Source organism: Aliidiomarina haloalkalitolerans (assembly GCF_003987315.1).
Lineage (GTDB): Bacteria > Pseudomonadota > Gammaproteobacteria > Enterobacterales > Alteromonadaceae > Aliidiomarina > Aliidiomarina haloalkalitolerans.
The window spans coordinates 598,569-622,201 of sequence record NZ_PIPI01000001.1 but is presented as its reverse complement, the minus strand read 5'-3'; the positions used below and the strand labels follow the sequence as shown (position 1 = coordinate 622,201).

Genomic DNA, 23,633 nt, shown 5'->3' with positions numbered 1-23,633 from the left:
CAATCATTCTCATTTAGATCTAATATGCGCCCTGTCAGCGAAACACATTCATTTTTTTAGGGGAACATTTATGCATTTTTCTTCTTCACTTCGAGTTTCAAAACTAGCGCTTGCGATTGCAGTTGTGTTAACACCAGCGGTAACTTTTGCCCAAACAGACGCATCAGACGCAGAGGATTCAGAAGCACGTAAGTCGCGTATGCCGAGCATTGAAGTTATCCGTGTTCATGGTGAACGCCGTGCTCATAGCTACGATGAAACCGGCACTGTGAACTTAATTAGCCGCGACCAAATTGAGCGCGTTCAGCCGCTTTCGAATGAAGACGTTTTACGGCGTATTGCGGGTATTAACGTCAAAGGTGAAGAAGAATCTTCAATTGTGACCAATTTTGGTATTCGTGGCCTTTCAGCTAGCGAATCCAAATCGCTTGTCCTTGAAGACGGCGTTCCGGTTGCCCCTGGATTGTTTATTGGTAATGACCGTTACTTCAATCCACGCATTCAGCGTGTTGAGCGGGTCGAAATCCTGAAAGGATCGTCTTCGTTGCGCTATGGCCCTTCGACAATCGGTGGTGTTGTCAACTATCAAACCAAAACGCCAGACGAGGGTGTTTTGCTTTCTAGCCGTGTCGGTTCACACAATATGCGTGAATTGAATCTCGAAGCAGGTAATCATAATGCTGCAGGTGATGCGTTTGCGGGCGTGGTGTTTACTCACGCGAGCAGTGATGGCTTTATGGACAAAGGCTATGACCTAACTGACGTGATGGTGAAAGCCGGTATGGCGTTGACGGGTGATCAACGGGTCGGCTTGAAGTTCTCATACCACCAAAACGACGCCAATATTTCCTATCGTGGTTTGTTGCTTGATGATTATCGCAATGGCGAGCGTTATAACCCAGCTCCAGATGATTGGTATTTGCAAGAGCGTATTGCCTTCGACGTGAATCACGAATGGTTAATTAATTCAGCAATGACGCTCAATACATTAGTTTACTGGAGCGACGTATCACGTGATTACTGGCGCTATAATGTCGACACCGCTGCTTCAAATGAGGCTGGTCGTTGGGTCTATACCGATGCGTTAACGGGCAACAACCGCAGCTTCGAACGCTTCGGTGTCGAGACACGTTTAGCTTATCGCCACACACTGATGGACATGGACGCCAATAGTGAATTCGGCCTTCGCTTTATGACCGAAGAGTCTGACGACACGCGTATTCGCGCGACCCGTGCCAATGATCGCACCGGCGTGAATGACCGTCATATTCAAGATTCAGCGGATAGCTATGCTGCATATGCGCAAACGCAACTGCGCGTTTCTGATCGCTTTGCAGTAACACCAGGCTTGCGTGTTGAGTCATACGAACAAGTGCGTACGGTACTGAGTGACGGTAATGCTTCTGCAAAGACCTCGAACACAGAGTTTTTGCCAGGCGTAGGGGCGACTTTTGAGCTCACTGCAACCGCCGAGATGTACGGTGGTGTTTATCGGGCATTTTCACCCGCATCGAATGGTGTTGCGCTAGATGGTCTGCAAGATCAGCAGCTTGACGGTGAACGCTCGACGAATTACGAAATTGGTGTCCGCGGCGTGTATAACCGCTTAAGCTATGAAGTTGCAGCCTTTATGATGGACTTTGATAATCAAGTTGTAACAGGTAACAGCGACCCGAATCTATCCCAGTCAAATGCTGGTAAAACCGAACACTATGGTGTCGAATTACAGTTTGGATTCGAATTAGGCGGTGGATTCATGCTCGACAGCAATGCAACCTGGATTCCTAAGTCTGAATTTATGTCCGGAGACAACCGCGGTAATCGCTTACCGTACGCGCCTGAGTACCTTGCAAACTTAGGTTTAACGTATAGCTTCGAAGGCTTTAGCGCAGCTGTAATGGCTCATTATCAAGGCGAGCAGTTTGGTGACCCGAGCAATCGCGTTGATATTCCAGCCGATGCCGCAGGTGGTATCTGGGGTGGATTACTGCCGTCTTACACTGTGTATGACTTCTTTGCACAATACCAGTTTAATCCGAGCTTTACGGTATTTGGCTCAGTTAAAAACTTAACTGACAAGCAATACATTGCCGGTTTACGCCAGGGTATTTACGTTGGTCCAGAACGTGCTTTTGAAATTGGTTTCCGTTATCAGTTTTAATCGCGAATAGCTAAAATGAAGCCCGGCCAAAATGGCCGGGCTTTTTTTTAATCGCTTTGTTGTTTTTGTTTTTCTCGCGACGTTTCTCTTTTAGGGTTTTTGTTGCGGGTTTTTTCGCTTTTTCTTTACTCATGATCGTCACCTATCTAAGTTAAAAACCATACTGCGTGGGTTGCGCAGTTCGAATTAAACCCAGTGGTTACTTCATGGCGTTGGCCCTCCATTGGTAACAGGTTATTGTGGCAAGCCTTTTAAAAATCTCCTCGATGCTGGCGTACGCAGGTAATAATCCATTCAAAATCACCAATACTGGTTTTAACGACGACTTCTGCCCCCCTGCGTTTGCCCAAAATAGCTGCTCCAACAGGTGATAAAAACGACACTTTGTTTAATGCGGGATTACTGTCCCCGGGCTCGACTAACTGCAACTCCAATGTTTCGCTGTAGTCTTTTGCCGTCAGCGTTACGAAACTGCCTAATCGCACCCGAGCGTATAGACGCGAAGCAGGGCGCTGAGACGCTTCGAGCTGATTTAAGATAGTGGCCAATTGCACCGGATCGAGTAACAGACTATGACTCGAATCTTGTAGCATTGGATGGGTGTAGCAAATTGAGGTTTTGCAAAACCTGAACATACGTTTCCACGAATGTGACAGCACGGCTTTTTCTCCAACCGAACCAACAGAACACAAACAAAATGTACAGGATTTACCGCCGAGCGCTGAACGCGATCGGCTTTAGACTGGAAAGGTGAGTGCGGTACTCAGAATTGAATAATCGTATTTAAACATGGCGTCCTCAAACACGTGAACCACCATCATAGCCCACAAAAAATAAAAGGCAAGCCATTGCGCGCGCCCGGTAGGGACCTTAGCTGGAATGGCATTCCGGACCGTAGCTGGAATGGCATTGTGAACCGTAGCTGGAATCGCATTCCGGACCGTAGCTGGAATTACTTGGCGACTTTCACAGGGTTGGTTATGATGAAAACTTAGAGGGGGAGTTATGAGTGTAAATAATAATAAAAATACGCATTCATGGGGCGACGTACTGTTAGCGGTGGGTCGTTTCTTACCGCGTTTGCCGAGTTTTTTGTGGTCCAATATAAAGCTTAAACGAGCTCAGAAATCCGACGTCGGCTCGACGGGGTTCTATTTGCAGCAAGCGGCTGCGCGTGTTCCCGAGCAAGTATTTCTTGAATGTGATGGCCGTCAATATACCTACGCAGAATTTAACCGCTGGGTAAACCAAATCGCCCATACCCTGCAAGCCCAAGGGCTCAACGCCGGTGATTGCGTTGCATTACTGATGGAAAATCGGGCGGAGTTGCTCGCTTGTGTGTTTGCTGCAAACAAACTTGGGGCAATGGCTGGCATGATGAACCACAAGCAAAAGGCCGATGTGCTTGCGCATAGCTTCAGTTTAATCCGGCCAAGCATGTTGGTCGTCGGTGAAGAGTGTTTAGCGGCGTTAGCGACAGCTGAAGGCTTAATCGACGACGTTCCTCGCTTTTTTGTGGCAGATCCGGAGCTACATCCAATGGCTGACGACTTTTCTCAAGGCGCAGATTCGGCTGTCATGGAACCACAGTCACAAGAGGAAACACTGGGCTGCCCAGCGGGTTATTTAGACCTCATGTCGATGAGTATCAAAGCCAGTACGCACAACCCTGACGTGACAGCAACGATTACTCTTGGAACACCTTGTTTCTACGTCTTCACTTCGGGCACTACCGGATTGCCTAAAGCAGCGCCAATGACGCATTTGCGTTGGTACAAAGCGGGTATCGGCTTTGGCCAAATGGCGGCCGGTCTTAAGTCTCAGGACCGTCTCTATTGCTGCTCGCCTCTGTATCACAATACGGCTTTGTCAATTGCATTAAGCTCCGTGGTCATGACTCATTCCTGCTTGCTACTTGGTCGCCGTTTCAGTGCGACGCAGTTTTGGCAGCAAATGTGTGAACTTCAAGCCACAGTGTTTGTTTATATTGGTGAAATGTGTCGTTATCTGCTGAATCAACCGGTCTCGAACCTCGACCAGCAGCATACAATTCGTGCCACCATTGGCAATGGTTTGCGCTCTGAAATCTGGGATGACTTTCAACAGCGCTTCGGAATATCACGAATCTGTGAATTGTATGGCGCAAGTGAGGGTAATATCGGCTTTGTTAATGCGTTTAATCTAAAGCGCACAGTCGGTTTTTCGCCAATGACCTACGCTATTGTCAAATTCGATATTGATAACGAGCAGGTCATTCTAGACCAAAAGGGACGGTTAATTCCGGTCAAGAAAGGTGAGGTCGGTTTACTCCTAGCCGAAGTGGCCGAAAAAACACCATTTGACGGCTATGCAAACAATCCGAAGGCGAATGAAGCTAAATTATTACGTGGCGTTTTTAAGGCCGATGATTGTTGGTTTAATACCGGTGATCTTGTGCGCAATCAGGGCTTCCGTCACATAGCCTTTGTCGATCGCGTTGGTGATACTTTCCGCTGGAAAGCGGAAAATGTTGCGACCACGGAAGTGGAAGCACAACTGCAAACATATAGCGATATCGTTGAAGCGGTGGTTTATGGCGTCAAAGTGCCTCATGCAGAGGGTCGAGCAGGCATGGCTTCATTGACAGTTGCCGAAGATCGTCGTTTTAATCCGCAAGCATTTTATCAACATGTGCGGCAAACCTTGCCGGATTATGCGATTCCACTATTTGTGCGCCTGCGCGATTTTCACGAGGTTACAGGCACGTTCAAAATCAAGAAAACAGAGTTAAAACGCCAGGGTTTTCAGTTACTCACTGAAACCGATATGGTCTACGTCTTGCTCGACCGCGAGAAAGGTTATCAGCGCATGTCGACTGATGTTGTTCAGGCGATCGAGCAGGGTAGTGTCCGTTTCTAAACTCGTTCAACTCGATGAGCGACTACCGGTTCTGGCACGCCAGGTAAAAAACGCTCCCCCAATGGGTAGATTTTGACATGCGGAAGACTGCTAAGCTGCTGCCGTAAAGCGTCGGAAATGACGATGTGGTCTGGACTCGCCAATTCTTCTAGCTCAGTCGCAATGACCACACCAAGCCCTGATACATGTTGGCCGACGCCGCTAGTGTCGCCGAAATGCATGCCAATCCGCACGTAAAAAGGCTCATCTTCAATCGCTTTCAGTAGGCTCAGTGCAGCAGCCATAGCGGCGTCAGGGCTGCTAAACGTTACCATCAATCGGCCGCCAACACGTTCACTTATATAGCCGTCATAATTCTCGGCTAGTTTCGATAAAGTATGCTGTTGAAAACTCACGGCTGCATTTGCTTGAGCTTTACTCAATTCAAGGAGTCGTTCATAGCGAACGATATTGGTGCAAAGTGTGACTTGGGATTTTGCAGTACTCATGGTCAAGCTCCTTAGGATTTGCCGTTACCGACATTTAAACTATTGAACAGACTATCTATTTATCAGCATAGCGAAGATGAAAAAATAACGCTAACTTTACAGACAAGTAAAAAAAAATGGTCTACGGTTATAAATGACAACAAAAGTGACAACAAAACACGGAGACTTGTCATGAAGAAATCACTGTTCCTTGGAACTACAATGTTATTGTCTAGCTTTGCCCTTACGACTGCGGTCGTACCAACTGCACAAGCTGATATTGTGTCTACGGCAGATGTTGTTGCCGAGCAACAATCCGGCTGGAACAGAGCGCAATTGGTTGAACAGCTGCATCGTGATGAAGTGCGTGAACAGCTCGTTCGTTATGGCGTAAACCCTGATGACGCAATTGCCCGGGTTGACGCACTGACAGATGCTGAAGTCCTTGAGTTAACCGCTCACTTAGACGAATTACCTGCTGGCGCGGGAATTAGTGTAAGTACCACGGTTATTTTAATTGCCTTGATTATTTGGCTCGTATTTTTTAGATAATTGATTGTCGCTATGAACGCTTGTTAGGTTGCCCTAGCAAGCGTTTTTCTTTACCTCAAGGATGCCCATGACTCGAATAATGCAGTCTTTTCGTATCAGCTTGGTCCTGCTTGGTTGTGCACTGTTAAGCGCTTGTGCAACCGCTCCCTACCAGTATCCGCATATCGATATTCAATCACTCTCGGCGGTTGAGCTCAGCGCAACACCATTTCATCCGCAAGAGGAATTTCAATGCGGTCCAGCGGCCCTTGCGACAGTCCTGCAAGTAGCCGGCGTCAGCGATATCGAGCCAGATGATCTGACGCCTCAGGTTTACATTCCTGGCCGTGAAGGTAGCTTACAAACAGAGCTGCTCGCTGCGACAAGACGAGCTGAACGAATTCCATTCGTTATCCCACGTCAGCTTGATGCACTGTTCGCCGAAGTAAACGCGGGTTATCCAGTTTTAGTCTTACAAAACCTTGGTTTCTCGCGCTTTCCCATCTGGCATTACGCGGTGGTCATTGGTGTTGATCCAAGACAGCAACACGTTATCTTGCGCTCGGGCACCACAGAGCGAGAAGTGATGTCATTCGCCAAATTCGAGCGTAGTTGGCGGCTTGGTCAATATTGGGGCATGGTCGTACCGCCGGTCGGTCAAACGCCGCGCACGTTGTCAGCGCTCGATTATTACGCCGCCGTTACAGCAGTTGAACAGCAAGGTCGCCGCGAGTTAGCAGCGCAAGGATATACAGTCGGCATTAAGCGCTGGCCAAACGAAGCCATTGGTTACCTTGGGCTAGGAGGGCTTGCCTACCAACAGGGGGACTTTGCTGACGCCGAAGAACACTTCTATCGCGTGACTGAGCTACAACCTCGCCAAGCGGCCGGATTCTTTAATTTAGCTTGGGCATTTCAACGCCAAGGGAAACATCAAGAAGCTCTTGATGCTGCGCGAGTTGCAGCAAAGTTGGCACCAGAGCATCCGCGTTACGGCCAAGCGGAAGTTCTGATTGCGAAGGACCAACAAAACTAACCAATGACACGGTTACAAATTGTTACATAATGTAATAATGAGCTTAACTATATGTATTGATTATTAAATGGGCATTGGTAGAATGTGGCAACTTCACAAGGAGAGGCCCATTCATGCGCACGTACATTCCTTTCAAAGCGTCTTTAGTCGTTGTTCTAATTGTTTCACTAACTGCGTGTGGCGATGCAGTTTTTCGCTGTGACAGTGACACGGTTGTCGATGAAGTGCGTGGTCAAAGTCAAAGACTATTTGCCGAAAAATTGGCATTTGAATACCGTAACGGTGACCAAGCGTGGCCTGTGACCAACGAGCGTGGAGAGGTCGACCCAGCAATAAACTTAGATGCAGATGATGCGATTGAACGTTTTGCTGGACTACAAGCGAGTAAGCTAAAATTTTTGTATGGCCGCGAAGCTCATAAAAATTATTTAGATCAAGAAGTGACCTGTATCGGTCGATTACAAACGCCGGTTGGCGTTGAAATTCCAATTAGCTATCTGGTTCGAAAAGCAGCAAATGGTGATGTCGAGGTTGATTTGCGTTAGCAAAATTTCGGTAAAAAACCTTGAGCGAAGCCGATGAGCGCGTGGAACTTAGTTAAACTAGCAATTGAATGAGTCTATGGGCAGCTTGAGGAAAACCAATGTTGAACTGTACGTTATGGTCCGGAAATACCCTTCGCGGCATTATTCTGGCGGTTTTTGCCCTATCAGTAGTGAGCTGTGCACTTAGTCATGATGATTGGCGCGAGATCGCCGAGCGTACAGGCGCCCGCGATTATGCACGGATTATAGTTAACGATCGCCTTGAGCCCTATGGCGGAATTGAAGGCTTAAAAAATATCTCGTCAATTCGTGAAATTATTGAAGTTATTGCCATTATCCTTGAAGACGTCTGGGGCAAAGACAATGAAGAACTGCCTTCGGAAAAGCGATACGTTAAATACAGTAATGATTATTTAGCGCGCGCTATCATCGATTTTGAGCAAGGCTATTTGCAGGTTGAAACGATTGACGAAGAAGCCCCACGAACCATGCTTCAGAAAGCACTTATCCTCACTCTTTTAACACCCAAAGACCTAACAGTTGAAGACATTTTTACCGACCAAGAACCGCAGCTTGGTGACGAACCGTTTTTATATCAGCAAATTCTCGACCAAGATGGTGAGCCAATTCGTTATGAATGGCGCGCTGAGCGCTTTGCCCAGCATTTGATTACGAATCAATTTCGCCAACGCCGAAGTGAAGGCCGTCTGATTAGCTCTGTGCGCGTGAACCTAGTGGATAATCATCTACATTTACGGCAATTACAGTACTCCGATTCGGTATTGCGGTATGCCAATCAATATCGCATTCCACCGACTTTGGTCTACGCTGTGATCGAGGTTGAAAGTAGTTTTAACCCTTATGCTGTGAGCCATGCAAATGCGCTCGGCCTCATGCAAATTGTCCAAGCGACAGCCGGACGGGATGTGTATGAGCGGGTAAAAGGGTTACCGGGCGAGCCAACCCGGGAAAACTTATTTAAACCCGACTACAACATCGATATTGGTAGTGCTTATCTATTCTTGCTTGATGACGTTTACTTGCAGCAAATTAACGATCCACTTAGCCGGCAGTATGCGAAAATAGCTGGTTACAACGGCGGTTCGGGAAATGTCTTTCGAGCGTTTTCTAGCAATCGTGATGAAGCTTTACGGCGGATTAATGGGATGACTCCCGAGCAAGTCTATCAGCATCTTTTGCGCTACCATCCTTTTGCTGAAACCCGCAATTATTTGCAGAAAGTGCGCGAAGCGGAACTCCGCTATCGCGCCTCGTAGCTCCTACGTTTTTAAAGCGGCATGTTGAACAGCTTTTCATGTATAATATGCGGTTCGTTTTGAATTCAAGCTGAGTAAAGGATTGTTACGAATATGGGGAAGCGTGGTTTTCGTGCTGCCATTTTGCATTTTTTGGATGACCCGTCGATCGCTGGTGATGCAGCATGGGAGTATTTTGCCGATGGTTTATTGGTGGTTGAAGCAGGCAAAATTGTCGCTGTCGGTGAGTATACGCACACCATAGATTTTGAGGTGGTCGATTATCGCGGCAAACTTATTATTCCAGGTTTTATCGATACCCATATCCACTATCCGCAAACTGATATGATCGGCGCATACGGCGCACAGTTGCTCGATTGGCTAGAAACATATACGTTCCCTGAAGAAGCAAAGTTTGCTGACGAGCATCATGCACGCGACGTTGCAGAACGTTTCTTGAATGAACTATTGCGTAACGGCACCACAACTGCGCTCGTTTTTGGTACGGTGCATCCGCAATCGGTAGACGCTTTCTTTCAAGCAGCACAGCAACGTCAGTTGCGGATGATTGCTGGCAAGGTCCTCATGGATCGCAACGCGCCAGAAAATTTGTGTGATACAGCCGAGCAGGGCTACGCTGAGAGCAAAGAACTCATTCAACGCTGGCATGGTGTTGACCGCCTACTTTACGCAGTAACCCCGCGCTTTGCGCCAACAAGCAGCCGTGCGCAACTCGATAAAGCAGGGGAGTTATTGCAAGAATTCCCCGACGTTTACATGCATACACACTTGGCCGAGAATGAAGCCGAGATCGCATGGGTTGCTGAGCTTTTTCCAGAAAGTGATAACTATCTTGATGTTTACGAGCACTCTGGCTTACTTGGTAAACGCAGTGTATTTGCGCACGGTGTGCATTTGTGTGAAGCAAGTTGCGAGCGTTTAGCTGCAACCGACTCAGTCGTTGCCCATTGCCCAACTTCAAACTTATTTCTTGGTTCCGGCTTGTTTCCGTTACGCAAGATACAGCAGCATGGTATCCGAGTCGGTTTAGGCACAGACGTTGGTGCTGGCACGAGTTTTTCGATGCTACAGACCATGGGCGAAGCCTACAAAGTTCAGCAGTTACAAGGTCAGAGTTTAGCAGCGCTTGAAACGCTCTATCTGGCCACACTTGGCGGAGCAAAAGCACTGTCACTTGATCATTGCATTGGTAACTTTACCGATGGTAAAGAAGCAGACTTTGTTGTTCTCGATTTAGCCGCGACGCCACTATTAGCCAGCCGAACTGCACGTTGCCGTAGCATTCAAGAAACGATTTTTGTGTTAAATACATTGGCGGATGATCGCGCCGTCGCCGCCACCTATATTTTAGGTGAACAGGCTCAATCTCATTAAGGAGCAAGCATGCGTGTTTGTGGTGTAGAAATTAAAAGTAATGAAGCTATTTTGGTTCTCATGGATATGGACCAAGGATTAATTGGCCTGCCAGACTGTCGAACAGTCCGTCTACAATTAACCAAAGATGCGATGCAAGAACAGGTGCAAAAGTTTCACTTTACCCTGCAAAAACTCATGGTCGACTACAGAGTTGAACATGTGGTGATAAAAGAGCGCCCGCAGAAAGGTAAATTTGCTGGAGGAGCAGTAGGGTTTAAAATTGAAACCGTCATGCAGTTACTTGAAGGTGTGCAGACGCATATCCTCAATGGCACCGAGCAGAAAGAAATCCTGAAGCGTAATCCGCTTGCAGTGGATTACGCAGAAACCGGTTTAAAAGGCTTTCAACAAACTGCATTTATGACTGCATACGCATTCGTCATGAAGCGTTAATCCGCGTTTGTGCTGAGCAGCCAAGCGACCAAGTCACTATAGACAGATTCGGTTGCTTGGCTGAGCGCTGCGACAGCGGCAGCACTCGAATTACCAGTGACTGGTATGCGGGCGTTCAACCGTTGTTGGGCGACGACGCTCCGGCTACTCAGGGCAACCAAGCGCGCATCAAATTGTACAATGGCATAACTTGTCCCATCACGGCTTTCAATTTGGAAGTTTCTTAAGGTTCCGGCGAGCTCAAAGTCAGCCGCGACATTGTCAACATCACTGCTGATCTGAGCGAATGCTGGGTGTTGTGTGAGTGCATTCGTCATCCAGTCCCGCCATAACACCGGAATTGCATTGCTCCAACGTGCCCCTGCGTAGGCTGATAGGCTTTGGTCTGAATGCAAGCGCAGAATACGATTACCAGCGAGCAAATCGGTGACCAGGGGGCGTGTAACACGAACAGCATGAGGAAACGGCTCAGTGCTTGCAGAGCTTGCTGTGGTGACCGGATGCAGGCGATAAACTTCAACGGTTTCGGCTTCAGGTAAGACGGTACAGGCGCTCAGCCAGCTTAAAGTTAGTAGCGCAAGCAGGGCATATCTCATGGCTTGTACTCCTTCAGTTGTTCACGGCCAAGCAGGTAGCCGGCAGGATCTTGGTCGATTTGCAGTAGAATCATATTTACGGTGTGAATGGTATTGCGGAGCTCACGGATAACTGGGCCAATTTCACTAACTCCGTCCAGCCCAGCGGCAACGGAACCTTCATGCTGAGCGACCAGCGCATCGACGCGTTGGCTCATATCAGCGAGATGCTGCATGGCTGCTGCCGCATTTGCCATAACAGGCTCACTCTGACTCAGAATATTCTCATCCACACGAGTAAGTACTTGGTTAAATTGCTCGCTGGTTGTATTCAAGTTGGCCATGAGTGCGCTTAAATCCGATCCAAGCGAGTCACTTTGCTGCGCCAAAGAAGCGCTCAGCTGATCGAGATTGGTTAAGATACTTGCGATTTTTTCGCTGTTTTCATCGGATACGATGTTCGCAGCGTTATTCAAAAAGCTATTTAAATTAACCAGTAGCTCTTCACTACTGACCCGTAAGCGGGTAAACGGGCTCGGTTCAGCCACGATCACGGGGATACCGCGGCTATTGTAGACATGTTCGTCCAAGCGCTTTTCATTGACGTACAGGTCGATGGCAGTGGCGCCGGTAACATTCAATAGGGCTAAGCGGGCCGAAGTGTTCGGCGTAATGGTGACTTGATTATCGATACGGACGCGAGCGCGAACTTGATTCGGGTCGTTAGGGTCGAGCTGTAACGTCGCGACCTCACCAATTCGAATACCATTGAATTGCACAGGGCTGCCGATTGATAGGCCCGAAACACCGTCAGTAAACACAACTTCGTACTCACTAACGGCACGTTCGCTGCCTGCCTTCGTCAGCCATAACGTAAAGAACACCGCTGCCACTAATGCAATAACGGTAAAGAGTCCGACCAATAAATGGTGGGCACGTGTTTCCATGTTAATCCTCCTGGTGCAAACGAGTTTGCGCCTGAATTGCTGCACGACCACGTGGGCCATGGAAATAATCTTGTATCCATGGGTGATCAAACTCACTCACGGTAGCCAATGGTTCAGCCACAATGACGTGTTTCTCGGCCAATACGGCAACGCGATCACAACTACTATACAGGGTGTCGAGGTCGTGGGTGACTAAAAATACGGTTAAATCGAGTGCGTCACGCAATGTCACAAGCAGTTTATCAAAAGCTGCAGCGCCAATGGGGTCGAGCCCCGCAGTCGGTTCGTCTAGAAATAACACTTCTGGGTCAAGGGCTAGGGCACGTGCCAGCGCAGCACGTTTAATCATGCCGCCGGATAACTCGGCTGGATACAAATCTGCTGCGTGGGCAGGTAAACCGGTTAAAGCAATTTTCATCCGCGCTAATAAGGCCGCTTCACGACGGCTGAATTTGGCATGTTCAATCAGCGGAACACTAATATTTTCAGCAACCGTCATAGACGAATAAAGTGCGCCAGATTGAAACAATACACCGGTTTGTTTTTCAAGCTGGGACTTTTTGATGTTACGTACGTTAGTACCCAGTAATTCAACGGTTCCCGCCGCAGGTGTTTGTAAACCGATGATGCTGCGCAAGAGTACAGACTTACCTGAACCAGAACCGCCGACAACCCCAAGGATTTCACCACGGTGGACATCAAGATCGAGATTGTCATGCACCACCTGAGCGCCAAATTGATTACGTAAACCGCGAATATGAATAATGGGTTGAGTTGCCATTTACCACCCCATTTCCATAAAAAACAGTGCGGCGAGGGCATCGAATAAAATCACGATGAATATAGTTTGAACAACACTTGAGGTTGTATGAATGCCGACAGAGGTTGCACTGTTACCCACTTTAAAGCCCTCTAAACAACCAATAATAGCGATAACAGCGGCAAAAACCGGTGCTTTACTCATTCCCACCCAGAAATGTTTGGCTGGAATCTCTTGTAAGATATAGAGGAACTGCGTGGTGCTGATATCGAGTGAAAACAGCGCAACGGTGGCGCCGCCGAGGATACCGAAAATCATGGCAACAAAAGTGAGTATCGGGATCATGATGAGCAGTGCTAGCAAGCGCGGAATGACCAAAAGTTCGATGGGGTTTAGACCTTGAACCCGCATGGCGTCAATTTCTTGGTTCACTTTCATGGAACCGATTTGGGCAGTGTAAGCACTGGCCGTGCGTCCTGCGAGTAAAATAGCGGTTAATAACACGCCAAGCTCACGCATAAAGCCATAGGCCACGAGGTCGACCGTATAAATTGTGGCACCGAAATCTTTGAGGACAGTTGCACCGAGGAATGCAACTACGGCACCCACTAAGAAGGTCAATAAGGCAATGATTGGCACAGCATGCACACCCGAGTGCTGCATGTGATAGACCAAGGAAGTGATCCGCCAACGCCATGGACGCAACAACACACTGAAGAGCGTAATCATGGTAAGACCAATGAACGCAAATAAGGTTTTGCTGTGTTTCACTTGGCGCATGACTTGTTCGCCAAGCTTCGCTAGCCCGTCACCAAACCGATAGGGTTTAGCAGGGGGAGGGGCGTCGTTCGCGAGCGATTCGGTTACGGTGAGCATAAGGGCTTGTTGCTGCGGCGACAGCGCAGAGTTATTGCGAATAGCGGCCGCTAGCTGCTCCTGATCGAAGAAATAATGCAGCAGGCTCGCTCCGCTGCTATCAATATTGACTAATTCGCTGGTATCCAGCTGTTGAATGGGCTGCTGTGTGGCACTGTCAGCGCTGCGGGCTCGAAAAAATTGCACTAGAGCGCGTAACAGCTGAGGATACTCATCAACGGTCCAATGCCCGTGCAATTCGAGGCGATGGTCGTTGGCGTGGTAAGTAAATGTCGCCTTTGCCATCCGTTAAGCCTCCACTTGCGGAGTATCTGTTTGTGCATAAACAGCTGCAAGCTTGTTAAAGTCTGTCAGTTGATTCCCTTCGGTCTGTACCTTCGTACTCGCTGCTGCGACGCCGTAACGAAACGCTTCGCGCAATGAATTTCCCTGCTGCAATTGGAACACTAAAGCCGAAACAAAACTGTCACCGGCACCAACATGACTGACAATTGGGCTTGGCGGCGGCATAAAATAATAGTGTTCACCGTTTTTACTGCAGAGCAGCGCACCACCACGTGCTAAGGTGACGATTAAGACATCTACCGTACCTTTGCCGACTTCTTCTTCCATTTGTCGTTTTAATTCATGAATGGGGGCGTCGGTCGGATAACCGAGCTCAGCAAACTCATAGCGATTGAGCTTAGCTAAATAAGCACCTTGATACAGCGCACCGTGTAACGCACGACCGGAACTATCGAGGATAACTTTCGTGCCAAGGGCGCTGGCGCTGCGCGTGAGTTCACCGTAAAAATCAGCTGGCACAGAAGCAGGAATACTGCCGCTTAAGACCAGATAGTCTGGCGGCTGTTGATGTTCGAGAATAGCGCGCCGACAGGCAGCTAACTCATCGGTCGATAAATCGGGGCCGGGGAATACAAAGTGGTGCATGGCCCCGCTGGTGCGTTCGGTGATCGCAAAATTTTGCCGAGTTTCACTAGCGACCGGTACCGAACGAAACATGCAACCTTCACGCTCTAATAATTGTTGTAAGCGTTCGCCGTTTAAGCCGCCAGCAGGAAAGACCACGAGAGTATTCGTGCCTAAACGCTGAATATTGCGGGCGACATTAATACCGCCTCCGCCGGGCTCTTCTTGGGCTTTGTCGCATCGACTCTTGCTGTCAGCATAGATGGTATCAGTCACGGCAAATAGGTCGACCGCGGGATTCATGGTGACACAAACGATTGGCACAGCCTGCAAAGCACGCTCCTTGAATTCAGTAAGGTCTTGATAAATATACTAGCTTGCTTTTGCGTGAGTGTGTAGTCGTCTGAGCGTATAGATTGGTTAAAGAAAAAGCGCCGCAAGCTTGAGCTGCGGCGCTTTCGATTATCGTTGATGCGATAAATGGCGGACGTTGGCGGCTTTAGCGAGCGCCTGGCTCGGCAAATTTACCCATCCAGTCTTTCACTTCGTTGTACCAATAGATTGAGTTATTGGGTTTTAAGATCCAGTGGTTTTCGTCTGGAAAGTAAATCATCCGTGACTCAATGCCGCGGCTGCGCAGGGTGCGGAAAATTTCAAAACCTTGACCAACAGGCACTCGATAGTCAAGCTGACCATGGCTGACGAGCGCTGGGGTATTGAAGTTTTCAGCGTAATAATGCGGCGAGATCATTTGGTAAATTTCTGGGTTTTCCCAGTAACCGCCAAAGCGATCAGCATGTACCGCAAAGTCGGCCGACATTTGTGAGTACATATTATACACTGGCGCGTGAATCAGTAAGGCATTGAATGGATGCTCGTGACCCAGCAAAATTGAGCTTAAGTAACCGCCGTAACTTGCACCACCGGCGACCATGCGCTCGTTATCAATCCAGTCTTTTTCCATAAACCAGTCTGCAGCTGCGAGAGTGTCCGCATAAGGGGCTGTTAACCAGTCGGGGTTAATAAAGTCAGTGAAATCCTGTCCAAAGCCGCTTGAGCCGTGGAAATTGTGCCATGCTGTCACATAACCCCATGACGCAAAGGTTTGCGCATTCCAACGGTAGTGAAAGCCATCGGTAATCGCGCTATGCGGGCCGCCATGGATGAGTAAAAACAATGGATACTGTTTATTCTGGTCAAATCCAGGAGGGTAGTGCACCCACATTTGAATTTCTTGACCGTTGTAACCTTCGTAGGTCACTGACTCATAATGACCGAGGTCAACATCGGCAAGGAGTTCGTCATTGCGGCTGTCTAAACGAGTAATCTCACCAGTAGTTGGGTTGATTTTGACTAACCGTGCTGGATAGAGGAAGCTTTCATTGGTGCCGACCAGTGTACCGTTGGCGGCAACACTTAAACCACCAAAGTTGGTTGCGCCGGTAATCGCCCGGGTCGCACCCGTGTTGGCATTAATATGATAAACCCGCACTGTACCGGCATCATCAATTGAGCCGTAGAAGCCTTGACTGTCTGGGGTCCAGACTAAACCACTGACAGAACGATCGAAATCTGAAGTGATTTCACGCTCGTTGCCTGAAGCAAGGTCGTGTAAAACCAAATTAGTTTGATCAGCATAAAACCCAACAATACGTTGACGGGTAAAGGCTAGAGTATTGCCGTCCGGGCTGAACATTGGATTTGCGTCTGGTGCTGGATTGTCTGCGGTTAAGTTTTTCGCTTCACCACTGCCAATTTTGGCTAAGAATAAATCGATATTCGGTACGACAGAGTCGGACGTATCGGTATTAAATGCGATCCACTCGCCGTTTGGGTGAACCGCATAGCTTGAGGCGCTTTGCGAAGAGCGTGGTAACTGATAACCGAGAGGCTGCGTGACGGCTTCGACGTCACCACCGGAGGCAGGAATCCGGAACACATGTGCTTCACGGTTTTCGTCCAACCAACGATCGAATGAGGAATAAGGTAAATCAGTCCAGCGATGCGCAGATACTTTTTTGTTTTTTTCTGCAGTGAGCTGCTCGCTCATTTCTTCCCAGTTTTTATCGGGCCAAATATTGCTAATGAAGTATAAATAGTTACCAGCCCAATGGATGCCGTACACACCGGTAGGTACATTGGTTAAGCGCTTAGCTTCACCCGGTCCGTCCATCGGCAGTAAATAAATTTGGCCAGCGTCGTCTTTGTCACGTTGAGAAATAAACGCAAGCATGCTGCCGTCAGGTGAGAATGTAGCTTCGCTTGCACGGGTGCCAGCAGCACTAAGTGAACGCTGTTCACCAGCGTCAGGTGAATACAGCCACAGTTGCGACTGACCACGGTCGGTAGCAAGATCATATTTTGTAATTGGCACCACGATTTGTTGGCCGTTGGGGCTAATGACAGGTGAGCCAATTCGCTCAAGCTCCCAAATAAGCTCAGCGGAGAGTAATTTTTGTTCAGCCTGTGCGTTTGTAACTGGCGCGACCAACAGGCTAGCAGCCATAAAACACAAGGCTAAACCGGCATATTTACGCATGGTTTGCTCCTCGTTATAACAATAATTCGGCATTATGATGTTCATCTCTTCACAAAAAAGCAAAGATTTTTGCTGCAAACTCGAAGTTTCGGTATCTTTTCTGCGCAAATGCTGTATAGTGCGGAGCTAATGCACGAAAAGTACAATTTAATGCTCCACACGTTGTATTAAGCCATAAGCTCAACATCGTCCTGTAGTTTTTAAGTTTCAGTTTATTTTTCCAGCATGCCCCGCGTTTGGTCTTTATCAGCACCCTTCGGTGCCGAAAAGTAAAGCGCACATTTATTTTTTAAAATTTCAGGATAAGATTATGTCTAATACAATTACTGGTACTGTTAAGTGGTTCAACGAGTCTAAAGGCTTTGGTTTTATCGAGCGCGAAGGCGGTCCAGATGTATTCGCTCACTTCAGTGCTATTCAAGGCAACGGTTTCAAAACCTTAGCTGAAGGCCAAAAAGTTTCTTTCACTGTTACTCAGGGCCAGAAAGGTCCTCAAGCTGAGAACATCGTAGCTCTGTAAGTGCTTACGCAGCTAGCTGAGAAGCCGCGCTGCTAAACATTTTGACTACGTAGCTCTGCTACAGTGATTCGAAAAAGGCAACTTTTAATTAAGTTGCCTTTTTTTATGGTTTTTTGAATGAGAGCGGCGTTCTGTTTAGCTAGTTGTGCGCTGCGCTAAAGCTTCTGCAATTTCCGCTAGACTTTCCGGATCATCAATCGTCGAAGGGACACTATAGCTTTGTCCATCGGCAATATTACGCACAATCTTACGCAAGATTTTACCTGAGCGCGTTTTTGGTAGCCGCTTTACCACAACTACGGTTTTAAAGCAGGCGAGAGCGCCGATTTCTTCACGTACGAGGGCAACCAATTCTTTCTCGAGTTGCTCTGCGCTGATATCGACACCATTCTTCATAATCCCTAAGCCAAGCGGTTGTTGGCCCTTGAGACTATCATGGGCACCAATAACACAGCATTCAGCGACGGCACTATGACTAGCAACAACTTCTTCCATTTCTCCGGTCGAGAGTCGATGCCCGGCAACGTTAATGACATCATCGGTACGCCCCATAATGAACACGTAACCATCTTCGTCTATATAACCGCCGTCACCACTGCTGTAATAGCCAGGAAATTGCTGTAAATAACTACTGCGAAAACGCTCTGGGTTTTGCCAGATACCAGCCAGACAGCCCGGGGGCAAGGGCAGCTGAATAACGATATTACCTTGTTGGTTTGCCGCCACGGGTTCGCCAAGGTCATCGAGTACCTGCACTTGATAGCCCGGCACCGGCACAGAAGATGAGCCAACTTTCGTAGCCAGTGTTTCAATTCCTGTCGGATTAGCACAGATTGGCCAGCCGCTCTCAGTTTGCCACCAGTGATCGACAACAGGCTTACCACTGACGTCTTGCGCCCATTCATAAGTGGCAGGATCAAGACGTTCGCCAGCCATAAATATGGTTTCGACACGACTTAAATCATAATGCTTTAGAAAATCACCATTCGGGTCTTCTTTGCGGATTGCTCGAAATGCGGTTGGTGCGGCAAAGATCACTTTGGCTTGATACTGTTCGGCAATACGCCAAAACGCGCCAGCATCGGGCGTAAATACAGGCTTTCCTTCGTACAGAACGGTGCTACAACCGAGCAGCAATGGGCCGTAGACGATATAACTGTGACCGACAACCCAACCGACGTCGGAGGCGGTAAACATGGTGTCACCGGGCTTCAAGTTATAGACAGATTGCATGCTAAAGTGCAGAGCGGTTGCATAACCACCGCTATCGCGGACCACCCCTTTCGGTTTACCGGTCGTGCCCGATGTATATAAAATGTATAGCGGATCGGTGCTCTTTACCGCGACCGGAGCGACCGGCTGTGCGGCGCTCATTTCGGTTTGCCAATCAAAGTCAAAGCCTGGGTTGAGATCAAGTTTGACTTGCTTGTCAGCAGGAACCTGCAGACGCTGATAAATAATACTCGCTTGTGGTTTGAATTCGGCTTTTTCAATGGCTTTGTCGAGCAGCGGCTTGTAGGGTACCAATCGATGTGGTTCGATCCCGTGTGACGCAGAGACCACAACTTTTGGTTCAGCATCGTCAATACGCACTGCGAGTTCATGAGCGGCGAAACCTCCAAAAACGACCGAGTGAATGGCTCCTAAGCGTGCCACCGCAAGCATAGCAATGGCCGCTTGCGGAATCATCGGCATATAAATTACAACGCGGTCACCTTTGCTCACCCCGTGTTTTTGCAGGACACCCGCAAAACAGGCGACTTCATCACGTAATTGCGCATAGGTATAGGACGTTTGTACGCCCGTCACAGGCGAATCATAAAAAATAGCGACTTGGTCCCCACGACCGTGTTCAACATGGTAGTCAAGCGTCAGATAGCTCAAGTTTAGTTCACCATCTGCAAACCATTGGTAGCTTTCTGGGTCGTTACCATCAGTGTAACTGAGAGTTTGAGTTGGCTGTTGGTACCAAGCGAGTTTGCTTGCTTGCCGACGCCAGTACTGCTCAGGATTATTAATTGATTCTTGATGTTGCAGTTGGTAACTCATAATCGTCCTTTTTTTTGCCTATTTTCGTTGTTATAGGCTTACTGTAGTCGGATTCTCCGAGAATACTATTCGACTTTAGGCGAGGACAGTAGGCATTAAAAAAGCCCAATGTCGCAACATTGGGCTTTGAGGTTGTTTGTAACGATCTATTGACCGCTAAACCGAGACTTATAAGCTGGCGAGTGTGTCGTTAAATAACTGACACGGACGCATCGCTTTGCTGACTAGCTCTGGGTTTGGATGGTAATAACCACCGATTTCGACTGCTACGCCTTGAACGTCGTTCAACTCTTTAACAATCGCTTCTTCATTGGTGGTTAGGGCTTCTGCAAGTTTTGCAAAACGCTGCTGCAATTCAGCATCATCGCTTTGTGCTGCAAGAGCTTCTGCCCAGTACATACCAAGGTAGAAGTGGCTACCGCGGTTATCAATTTCACCGGCTTTACGGGACGGTGACTTATTCGTCTCGAGGAACTTCGCCGTTGCACTGTCCAGGGTGTTGGCTAAAACCTGTGCACGAGCATTGCCTGTAACTTGGCTTAAATGCTCAAGTGATGCGGCCAATGCCAAGAATTCACCGAGTGAATCCCAGCGCAAATGGTTTTCTTCAACAAACTGCTGCACGTGTTTCGGAGCTGAACCACCCGCGCCGGTTTCGAATAAACCACCACCATTCATTAATGGCACGATAGACAGCATCTTCGCTGAAGTACCAAGTTCTAAAATTGGGAACAAGTCAGTGAGGTAGTCACGTAAAACGTTACCGGTAACAGAAATGGTGTCTTCGCCATTCTTCATGCGCGCTAATGAGAAGCGAGTTGCATCAACAGGCGCCATAATGTGTAGCTCGATACCGCTGGTGTCATGCTCTTTTAAGTAAGTTTCAACTTTCTTAATCAGCTCGGCATCGTGGGCACGGTTTTTGTCCAACCAGAACACTGCGGGCATGCCGCTTAATGTGGCGCGGTTTACTGCCAGTTTCACCCAATCGCGAATTGGTGCGTCTTTCACTTGGCACATGCGCCAAATATCGCCTTTCTCGACTGCGTGTTCGAAAACAACTTCGTTCTTGCTGTTGAGAACCTGCACGGTGCCATTCGCAGGAATCTCGAAAGTTTTGTCATGCGAACCGTATTCTTCAGCTTTCTGTGCCATCAGACCGACGTTTGGAATTGTACCCATGGTCGCAGGGTCAAAGGCGCCGTGTTCTTTACAGAAGTTGATGGTTTCTTGGTACACACCTGCGTAACAGCGATCTGGAATCATCGCGAGGGTATCTTGTTGACCGCCCGCTGGATCCCACATCTTGCCCCCATCACGAATCATCGCTGGCATTGATGCATCAATGATGATGTCGCTTGGAACGTGAAGGTTTGTAATTCCTTTGTCTGAGTTCACCATGGCGAGCTGAGCTTGGTTTTTGTATGTCGCTTCTATGTCAGCTTCAATAGCAGCGCGTTGTTCGGCTGGTAGCTCAGCGATTTTTGCTAGCACATCACCAAAACCGTTGGTTGCATCGACACCAAGTTCACGGAACAGGTCGGCATGCTTCGCAAAGACGTCTTTGAAGTAGACTTTGACGGCATGGCCGAAAAGGATTGGGTCAGATACTTTCATCATGGTCGCTTTCAAGTGCAGCGACAATAATACGCCTTCTTCTTTTGCCTTGGCTGTTTCGGCAGCGAAGAACGCTTGTAGTTTGGCCGCGCTCATGGTCGCAGCGTCAACAACTTCACCCGCTAGAACTTTAATGCCGTCTTTCAAAACGGTTTGGTCTGCCGGTGTATTTAAAACGATTTTCAAGGTGTCTTCTGCTGCAAAGGTGGTTGACTGCTCAGAGCCATAGAAGTCACCGTCCTGCATGTGTGCAACGCGGGTTTTTGAGTCTGCCGACCACTTACCCATGCGGTGTGGATGCTTTTTCGCATAGTTCTTTACTGACGTTGGCGCACGACGATCCGAGTTACCTTCACGCAGAACCGGGTTAACGGCGCTGCCTTTGATCTTGTCGTAACGCGCTTTAACATCTTTCTCTTCGTCGGTCTTAGGTTCGTATGGATAATCTGGTAGCGCGTAACCTTGGGCTTGCAATTCTTTGATTGCTGCCACAAGCTGTGGAATAGAAGCACTGATGTTTGGCAGCTTAATAATATTCGCTTCTGGCGTTTTCGCCATTTCGCCAAGCTCAGCTAATGCGTCGCCAATACGTTGTTCTTCCTTAAGGTACTCAGGGAAGTTAGCAATAATACGACCAGCAAGGGAAATATCACGGGTTTCAACCGAAATACCGGCAGCTTTGGTGAAAGCCTGAATAATCGGCAGTAAAGAATAGGTGGCCAAACGTGGCGCTTCGTCGGTTTCGGTATAAATAATCGTTGATTTATCAGTCGACATTGTCATTCCTATTGGTTAGATCACCGTTGCAAGTGTACTGCAATGTGCTGGAAAAAGTTCGCGCGATAGTATGTCACTGAACGCGATTTTATTCAATCTTACAGGGGTTTTCAGGCGATGGAAGGTGTAAAAGAAGGTAAACGGGTGACGTTAATCGGCGCATTTGTGAATGCCATTTTGAGTGCAATGAAAATGCTCGTAGGTTGGTTCGGTGGGTCAGCTGCATTAGTCGCAGACGGTCTCCATTCGTTCTCCGATTTAATCACAGATGTATTGGTCTATTGGGTATTTAGGGTAGCTCACCGCGCGCCTGACGCATCGCATCCGTGGGGGCACAAACGTATCGAGACCCTCGCGACCATTGCACTCGCAGTCATCCTCGGTGTTGTGGCCGTGCTGATGGCCTGGGATAGCGTACAAGTTCTTCTTGCTGGTGAGCCGTTAAGTGCACCGAGTCAATGGACGCTTATTGTTGCCGCCATATCGATTATTGCTAATGAAGGGCTGTATTGGCTAACGGTTCGCGCCGGTAAAAAAGCCAACTCGCAATTATTGATCGCCAATGCTTGGCACCATCGCACCGATAGCCTGTCTTCGATTGTGGTACTCGTCGCCATTGCTGGTGCTATCGCGGGCATTTGGTGGCTTGACGCATTAGCAGCGGTGCTGGTGGCGTTGCTGATCGGTAAAGTTGCGCTCGATATGCTATTAACCAACGCCAAAGAGCTCGTGGATACAGCAGTACCAGCTCAACAACTGGAGAAAATTAAAGCGACGGCACGAGAAATTGATGGTGTCCTCGACGTACATAGCGCAAAAAGCCGTTTCAGTGGTGGCAATATTCTCCTCGAGTTGCATATTCAGGTTGCACCAGAATTAACCGTAACCGAGGGGCATTATATTGGTGAACAGGTCGTGGAGCGTCTGCTAAGGACGTTTGATGAAGTGACCTATGTGATTTATCACATTGATACGCGCAATGATCAGGCAACAGCAAGAGCCGAGTTAACCTTGCCGAATCGAGTTGAAATAGAACGATTATTTAGTCAGTTTCATGCGCGGTTGCCGGCCAATTTAAAAGATTTGGTTTCAGGCTCACAACTGAATCTACATTATTTAGCAGAAGGCATCGTCATTGATGTCAAACTTGACGTGCCGATGAGTGCCAACGAAGCACAAGATAAGCTGCAGCGCGATGAACGGCAACTTAGAACCTTGGCGCAGTTTTATCGCACCCAGTTTGCCGATGTTGACGGTATTGCCAAGGTGCGTGTTTGGTATGGCATTGAAGAGTAGAGCGGCTAGTTGCAAGTGTTCTTTGGTAACGAACTAGCCGCTTG

At 48.3% G+C, this 23,633-nt stretch carries 21 protein-coding genes; 10 read left to right on the top strand and 11 right to left on the bottom strand.

Annotated features, from left to right (window positions below; genetic code table 11):
• Positions 1-70 precede the first annotated feature (70 nt).
• The gene (locus CWE06_RS02850; protein WP_126790966.1) at positions 71-2,161 is read left to right on the top strand and encodes a TonB-dependent receptor family protein; all 2,091 of its coding nucleotides are present in this window, start codon (positions 71-73) and stop codon (positions 2,159-2,161) included.
• Between the two features lie 10 nt (positions 2,162-2,171).
• Here the strand turns inward: CWE06_RS02850 and CWE06_RS12565 are convergent, their stop codons facing one another.
• A complete protein-coding gene (locus CWE06_RS12565; RefSeq protein WP_275065561.1) occupies positions 2,172-2,294 on the bottom strand; it encodes a hypothetical protein in 123 nt (40 codons plus the stop codon).
• Positions 2,295-2,412: 118 nt separating this feature from the next.
• Positions 2,413-2,796, bottom strand: a complete 384-nt coding sequence (locus tag CWE06_RS02845; RefSeq protein WP_126790964.1) for a GreA/GreB family elongation factor — start codon at positions 2,794-2,796, stop codon at positions 2,413-2,415.
• 370 nt (positions 2,797-3,166) lie between these two features.
• Here CWE06_RS02845 and CWE06_RS02840 point away from each other — a divergent pair, with 370 nt between their 5' ends.
• Entirely contained in the window at positions 3,167-5,059 is a 1,893-nt protein-coding gene (locus CWE06_RS02840) for a long-chain-acyl-CoA synthetase (RefSeq protein WP_126790962.1), read from the top strand.
• Here the strand turns inward: CWE06_RS02840 and CWE06_RS02835 are convergent.
• Entirely contained in the window at positions 5,056-5,547 is a 492-nt protein-coding gene (locus CWE06_RS02835) for a hypothetical protein (protein WP_126790960.1), read from the bottom strand. The genes CWE06_RS02840 and CWE06_RS02835 overlap by 4 nt on opposite strands.
• A gap of 171 nt (positions 5,548-5,718) precedes the next feature.
• Here CWE06_RS02835 and CWE06_RS02830 point away from each other — a divergent pair, with 171 nt between their 5' ends.
• The 6 genes from CWE06_RS02830 (at position 5,719) to CWE06_RS02805 (ending at position 10,724) form a co-directional block, all read left to right on the top strand.
• The gene (locus CWE06_RS02830; protein WP_126790958.1) at positions 5,719-6,078 is read left to right on the top strand and encodes a PA2779 family protein; all 360 of its coding nucleotides are present in this window, start codon (positions 5,719-5,721) and stop codon (positions 6,076-6,078) included.
• Positions 6,079-6,145: 67 nt separating this feature from the next.
• Entirely contained in the window at positions 6,146-7,093 is a 948-nt protein-coding gene (locus CWE06_RS02825; protein WP_157981117.1) for a PA2778 family cysteine peptidase, read from the top strand.
• 113 nt (positions 7,094-7,206) lie between these two features.
• Positions 7,207-7,638, top strand: a complete 432-nt coding sequence (locus CWE06_RS02820; protein WP_126790954.1) for a hypothetical protein — start codon at positions 7,207-7,209, stop codon at positions 7,636-7,638.
• Positions 7,639-7,736: 98 nt separating this feature from the next.
• Positions 7,737-8,915: a murein transglycosylase domain-containing protein gene (locus CWE06_RS02815; protein WP_126790952.1), complete on the top strand. Its 1,179-nt coding sequence runs from the start codon at positions 7,737-7,739 to the stop codon at positions 8,913-8,915.
• Positions 8,916-9,008: 93 nt separating this feature from the next.
• Positions 9,009-10,289, top strand: coding sequence for a guanine deaminase (gene guaD, locus CWE06_RS02810; RefSeq protein WP_126790950.1), 1,281 nt, complete (start codon positions 9,009-9,011; stop codon positions 10,287-10,289).
• A 9-nt stretch (positions 10,290-10,298) separates the two neighbouring features.
• The gene (locus tag CWE06_RS02805) at positions 10,299-10,724 is read left to right on the top strand and encodes a DUF3010 family protein (protein WP_126790948.1); all 426 of its coding nucleotides are present in this window, start codon (positions 10,299-10,301) and stop codon (positions 10,722-10,724) included.
• Here the strand turns inward: CWE06_RS02805 and CWE06_RS02800 are convergent.
• The 6 genes from CWE06_RS02800 to CWE06_RS02775 all read right to left on the bottom strand — a co-directional run bounded on the left by CWE06_RS02800 (position 10,721) and on the right by CWE06_RS02775 (position 17,330).
• Entirely contained in the window at positions 10,721-11,320 is a 600-nt protein-coding gene (locus CWE06_RS02800; RefSeq protein WP_126790947.1) for an ABC-type transport auxiliary lipoprotein family protein, read from the bottom strand. The two genes, CWE06_RS02805 and CWE06_RS02800, sit on opposite strands and share 4 nt — an antisense overlap.
• Complete coding sequence (locus CWE06_RS02795; protein ID WP_157981116.1) at positions 11,317-12,246, bottom strand: MlaD family protein; 930 nt, start codon at positions 12,244-12,246, stop codon at positions 11,317-11,319. The genes CWE06_RS02800 and CWE06_RS02795 overlap by 4 nt, the downstream gene beginning before the upstream one ends.
• 1 nt (position 12,247) lies before the next feature.
• Positions 12,248-13,027 carry an ABC transporter ATP-binding protein gene (locus CWE06_RS02790; protein ID WP_126790943.1) on the bottom strand — a complete coding sequence of 260 codons (780 nt, stop codon included), beginning with the start codon at positions 13,025-13,027 and terminating at the stop codon, positions 12,248-12,250.
• Entirely contained in the window at positions 13,028-14,167 is a 1,140-nt protein-coding gene (locus CWE06_RS02785) for an ABC transporter permease (protein ID WP_126790941.1), read from the bottom strand. It abuts the gene before it with no gap.
• 3 nt (positions 14,168-14,170) lie between these two features.
• On the bottom strand, positions 14,171-15,115 hold the full coding sequence (locus tag CWE06_RS02780) for a 1-phosphofructokinase family hexose kinase (protein WP_241972473.1): 945 nt from the start codon (positions 15,113-15,115) through the stop codon (positions 14,171-14,173).
• A 175-nt stretch (positions 15,116-15,290) separates the two neighbouring features.
• Positions 15,291-17,330, bottom strand: a complete 2,040-nt coding sequence (locus CWE06_RS02775; RefSeq protein ID WP_126790938.1) for a S9 family peptidase — start codon at positions 17,328-17,330, stop codon at positions 15,291-15,293.
• Positions 17,331-17,640: 310 nt separating this feature from the next.
• On the opposite strand from CWE06_RS02775, the gene CWE06_RS02770 reads away from it, so the two are divergent.
• Positions 17,641-17,850, top strand: coding sequence for a cold-shock protein (locus CWE06_RS02770; protein ID WP_126775947.1), 210 nt, complete (start codon positions 17,641-17,643; stop codon positions 17,848-17,850).
• A gap of 135 nt (positions 17,851-17,985) precedes the next feature.
• On the opposite strand, the gene CWE06_RS02765 is transcribed toward CWE06_RS02770, so the two are convergent.
• Positions 17,986-19,899 (bottom strand): propionyl-CoA synthetase, encoded by a 1,914-nt coding sequence (locus CWE06_RS02765; protein ID WP_126790936.1) that lies wholly within the window; start codon positions 19,897-19,899, stop codon positions 17,986-17,988.
• A 168-nt stretch (positions 19,900-20,067) separates the two neighbouring features.
• Positions 20,068-22,293 carry an NADP-dependent isocitrate dehydrogenase gene (locus CWE06_RS02760; protein ID WP_126790934.1) on the bottom strand — a complete coding sequence of 742 codons (2,226 nt, stop codon included), beginning with the start codon at positions 22,291-22,293 and terminating at the stop codon, positions 20,068-20,070.
• A 117-nt stretch (positions 22,294-22,410) separates the two neighbouring features.
• Between CWE06_RS02760 and CWE06_RS02755 the strand changes: the two genes are divergently transcribed.
• The gene (locus CWE06_RS02755; RefSeq protein WP_126790932.1) at positions 22,411-23,589 is read left to right on the top strand and encodes a cation diffusion facilitator family transporter; all 1,179 of its coding nucleotides are present in this window, start codon (positions 22,411-22,413) and stop codon (positions 23,587-23,589) included.
• Positions 23,590-23,633 lie beyond the last annotated feature (44 nt).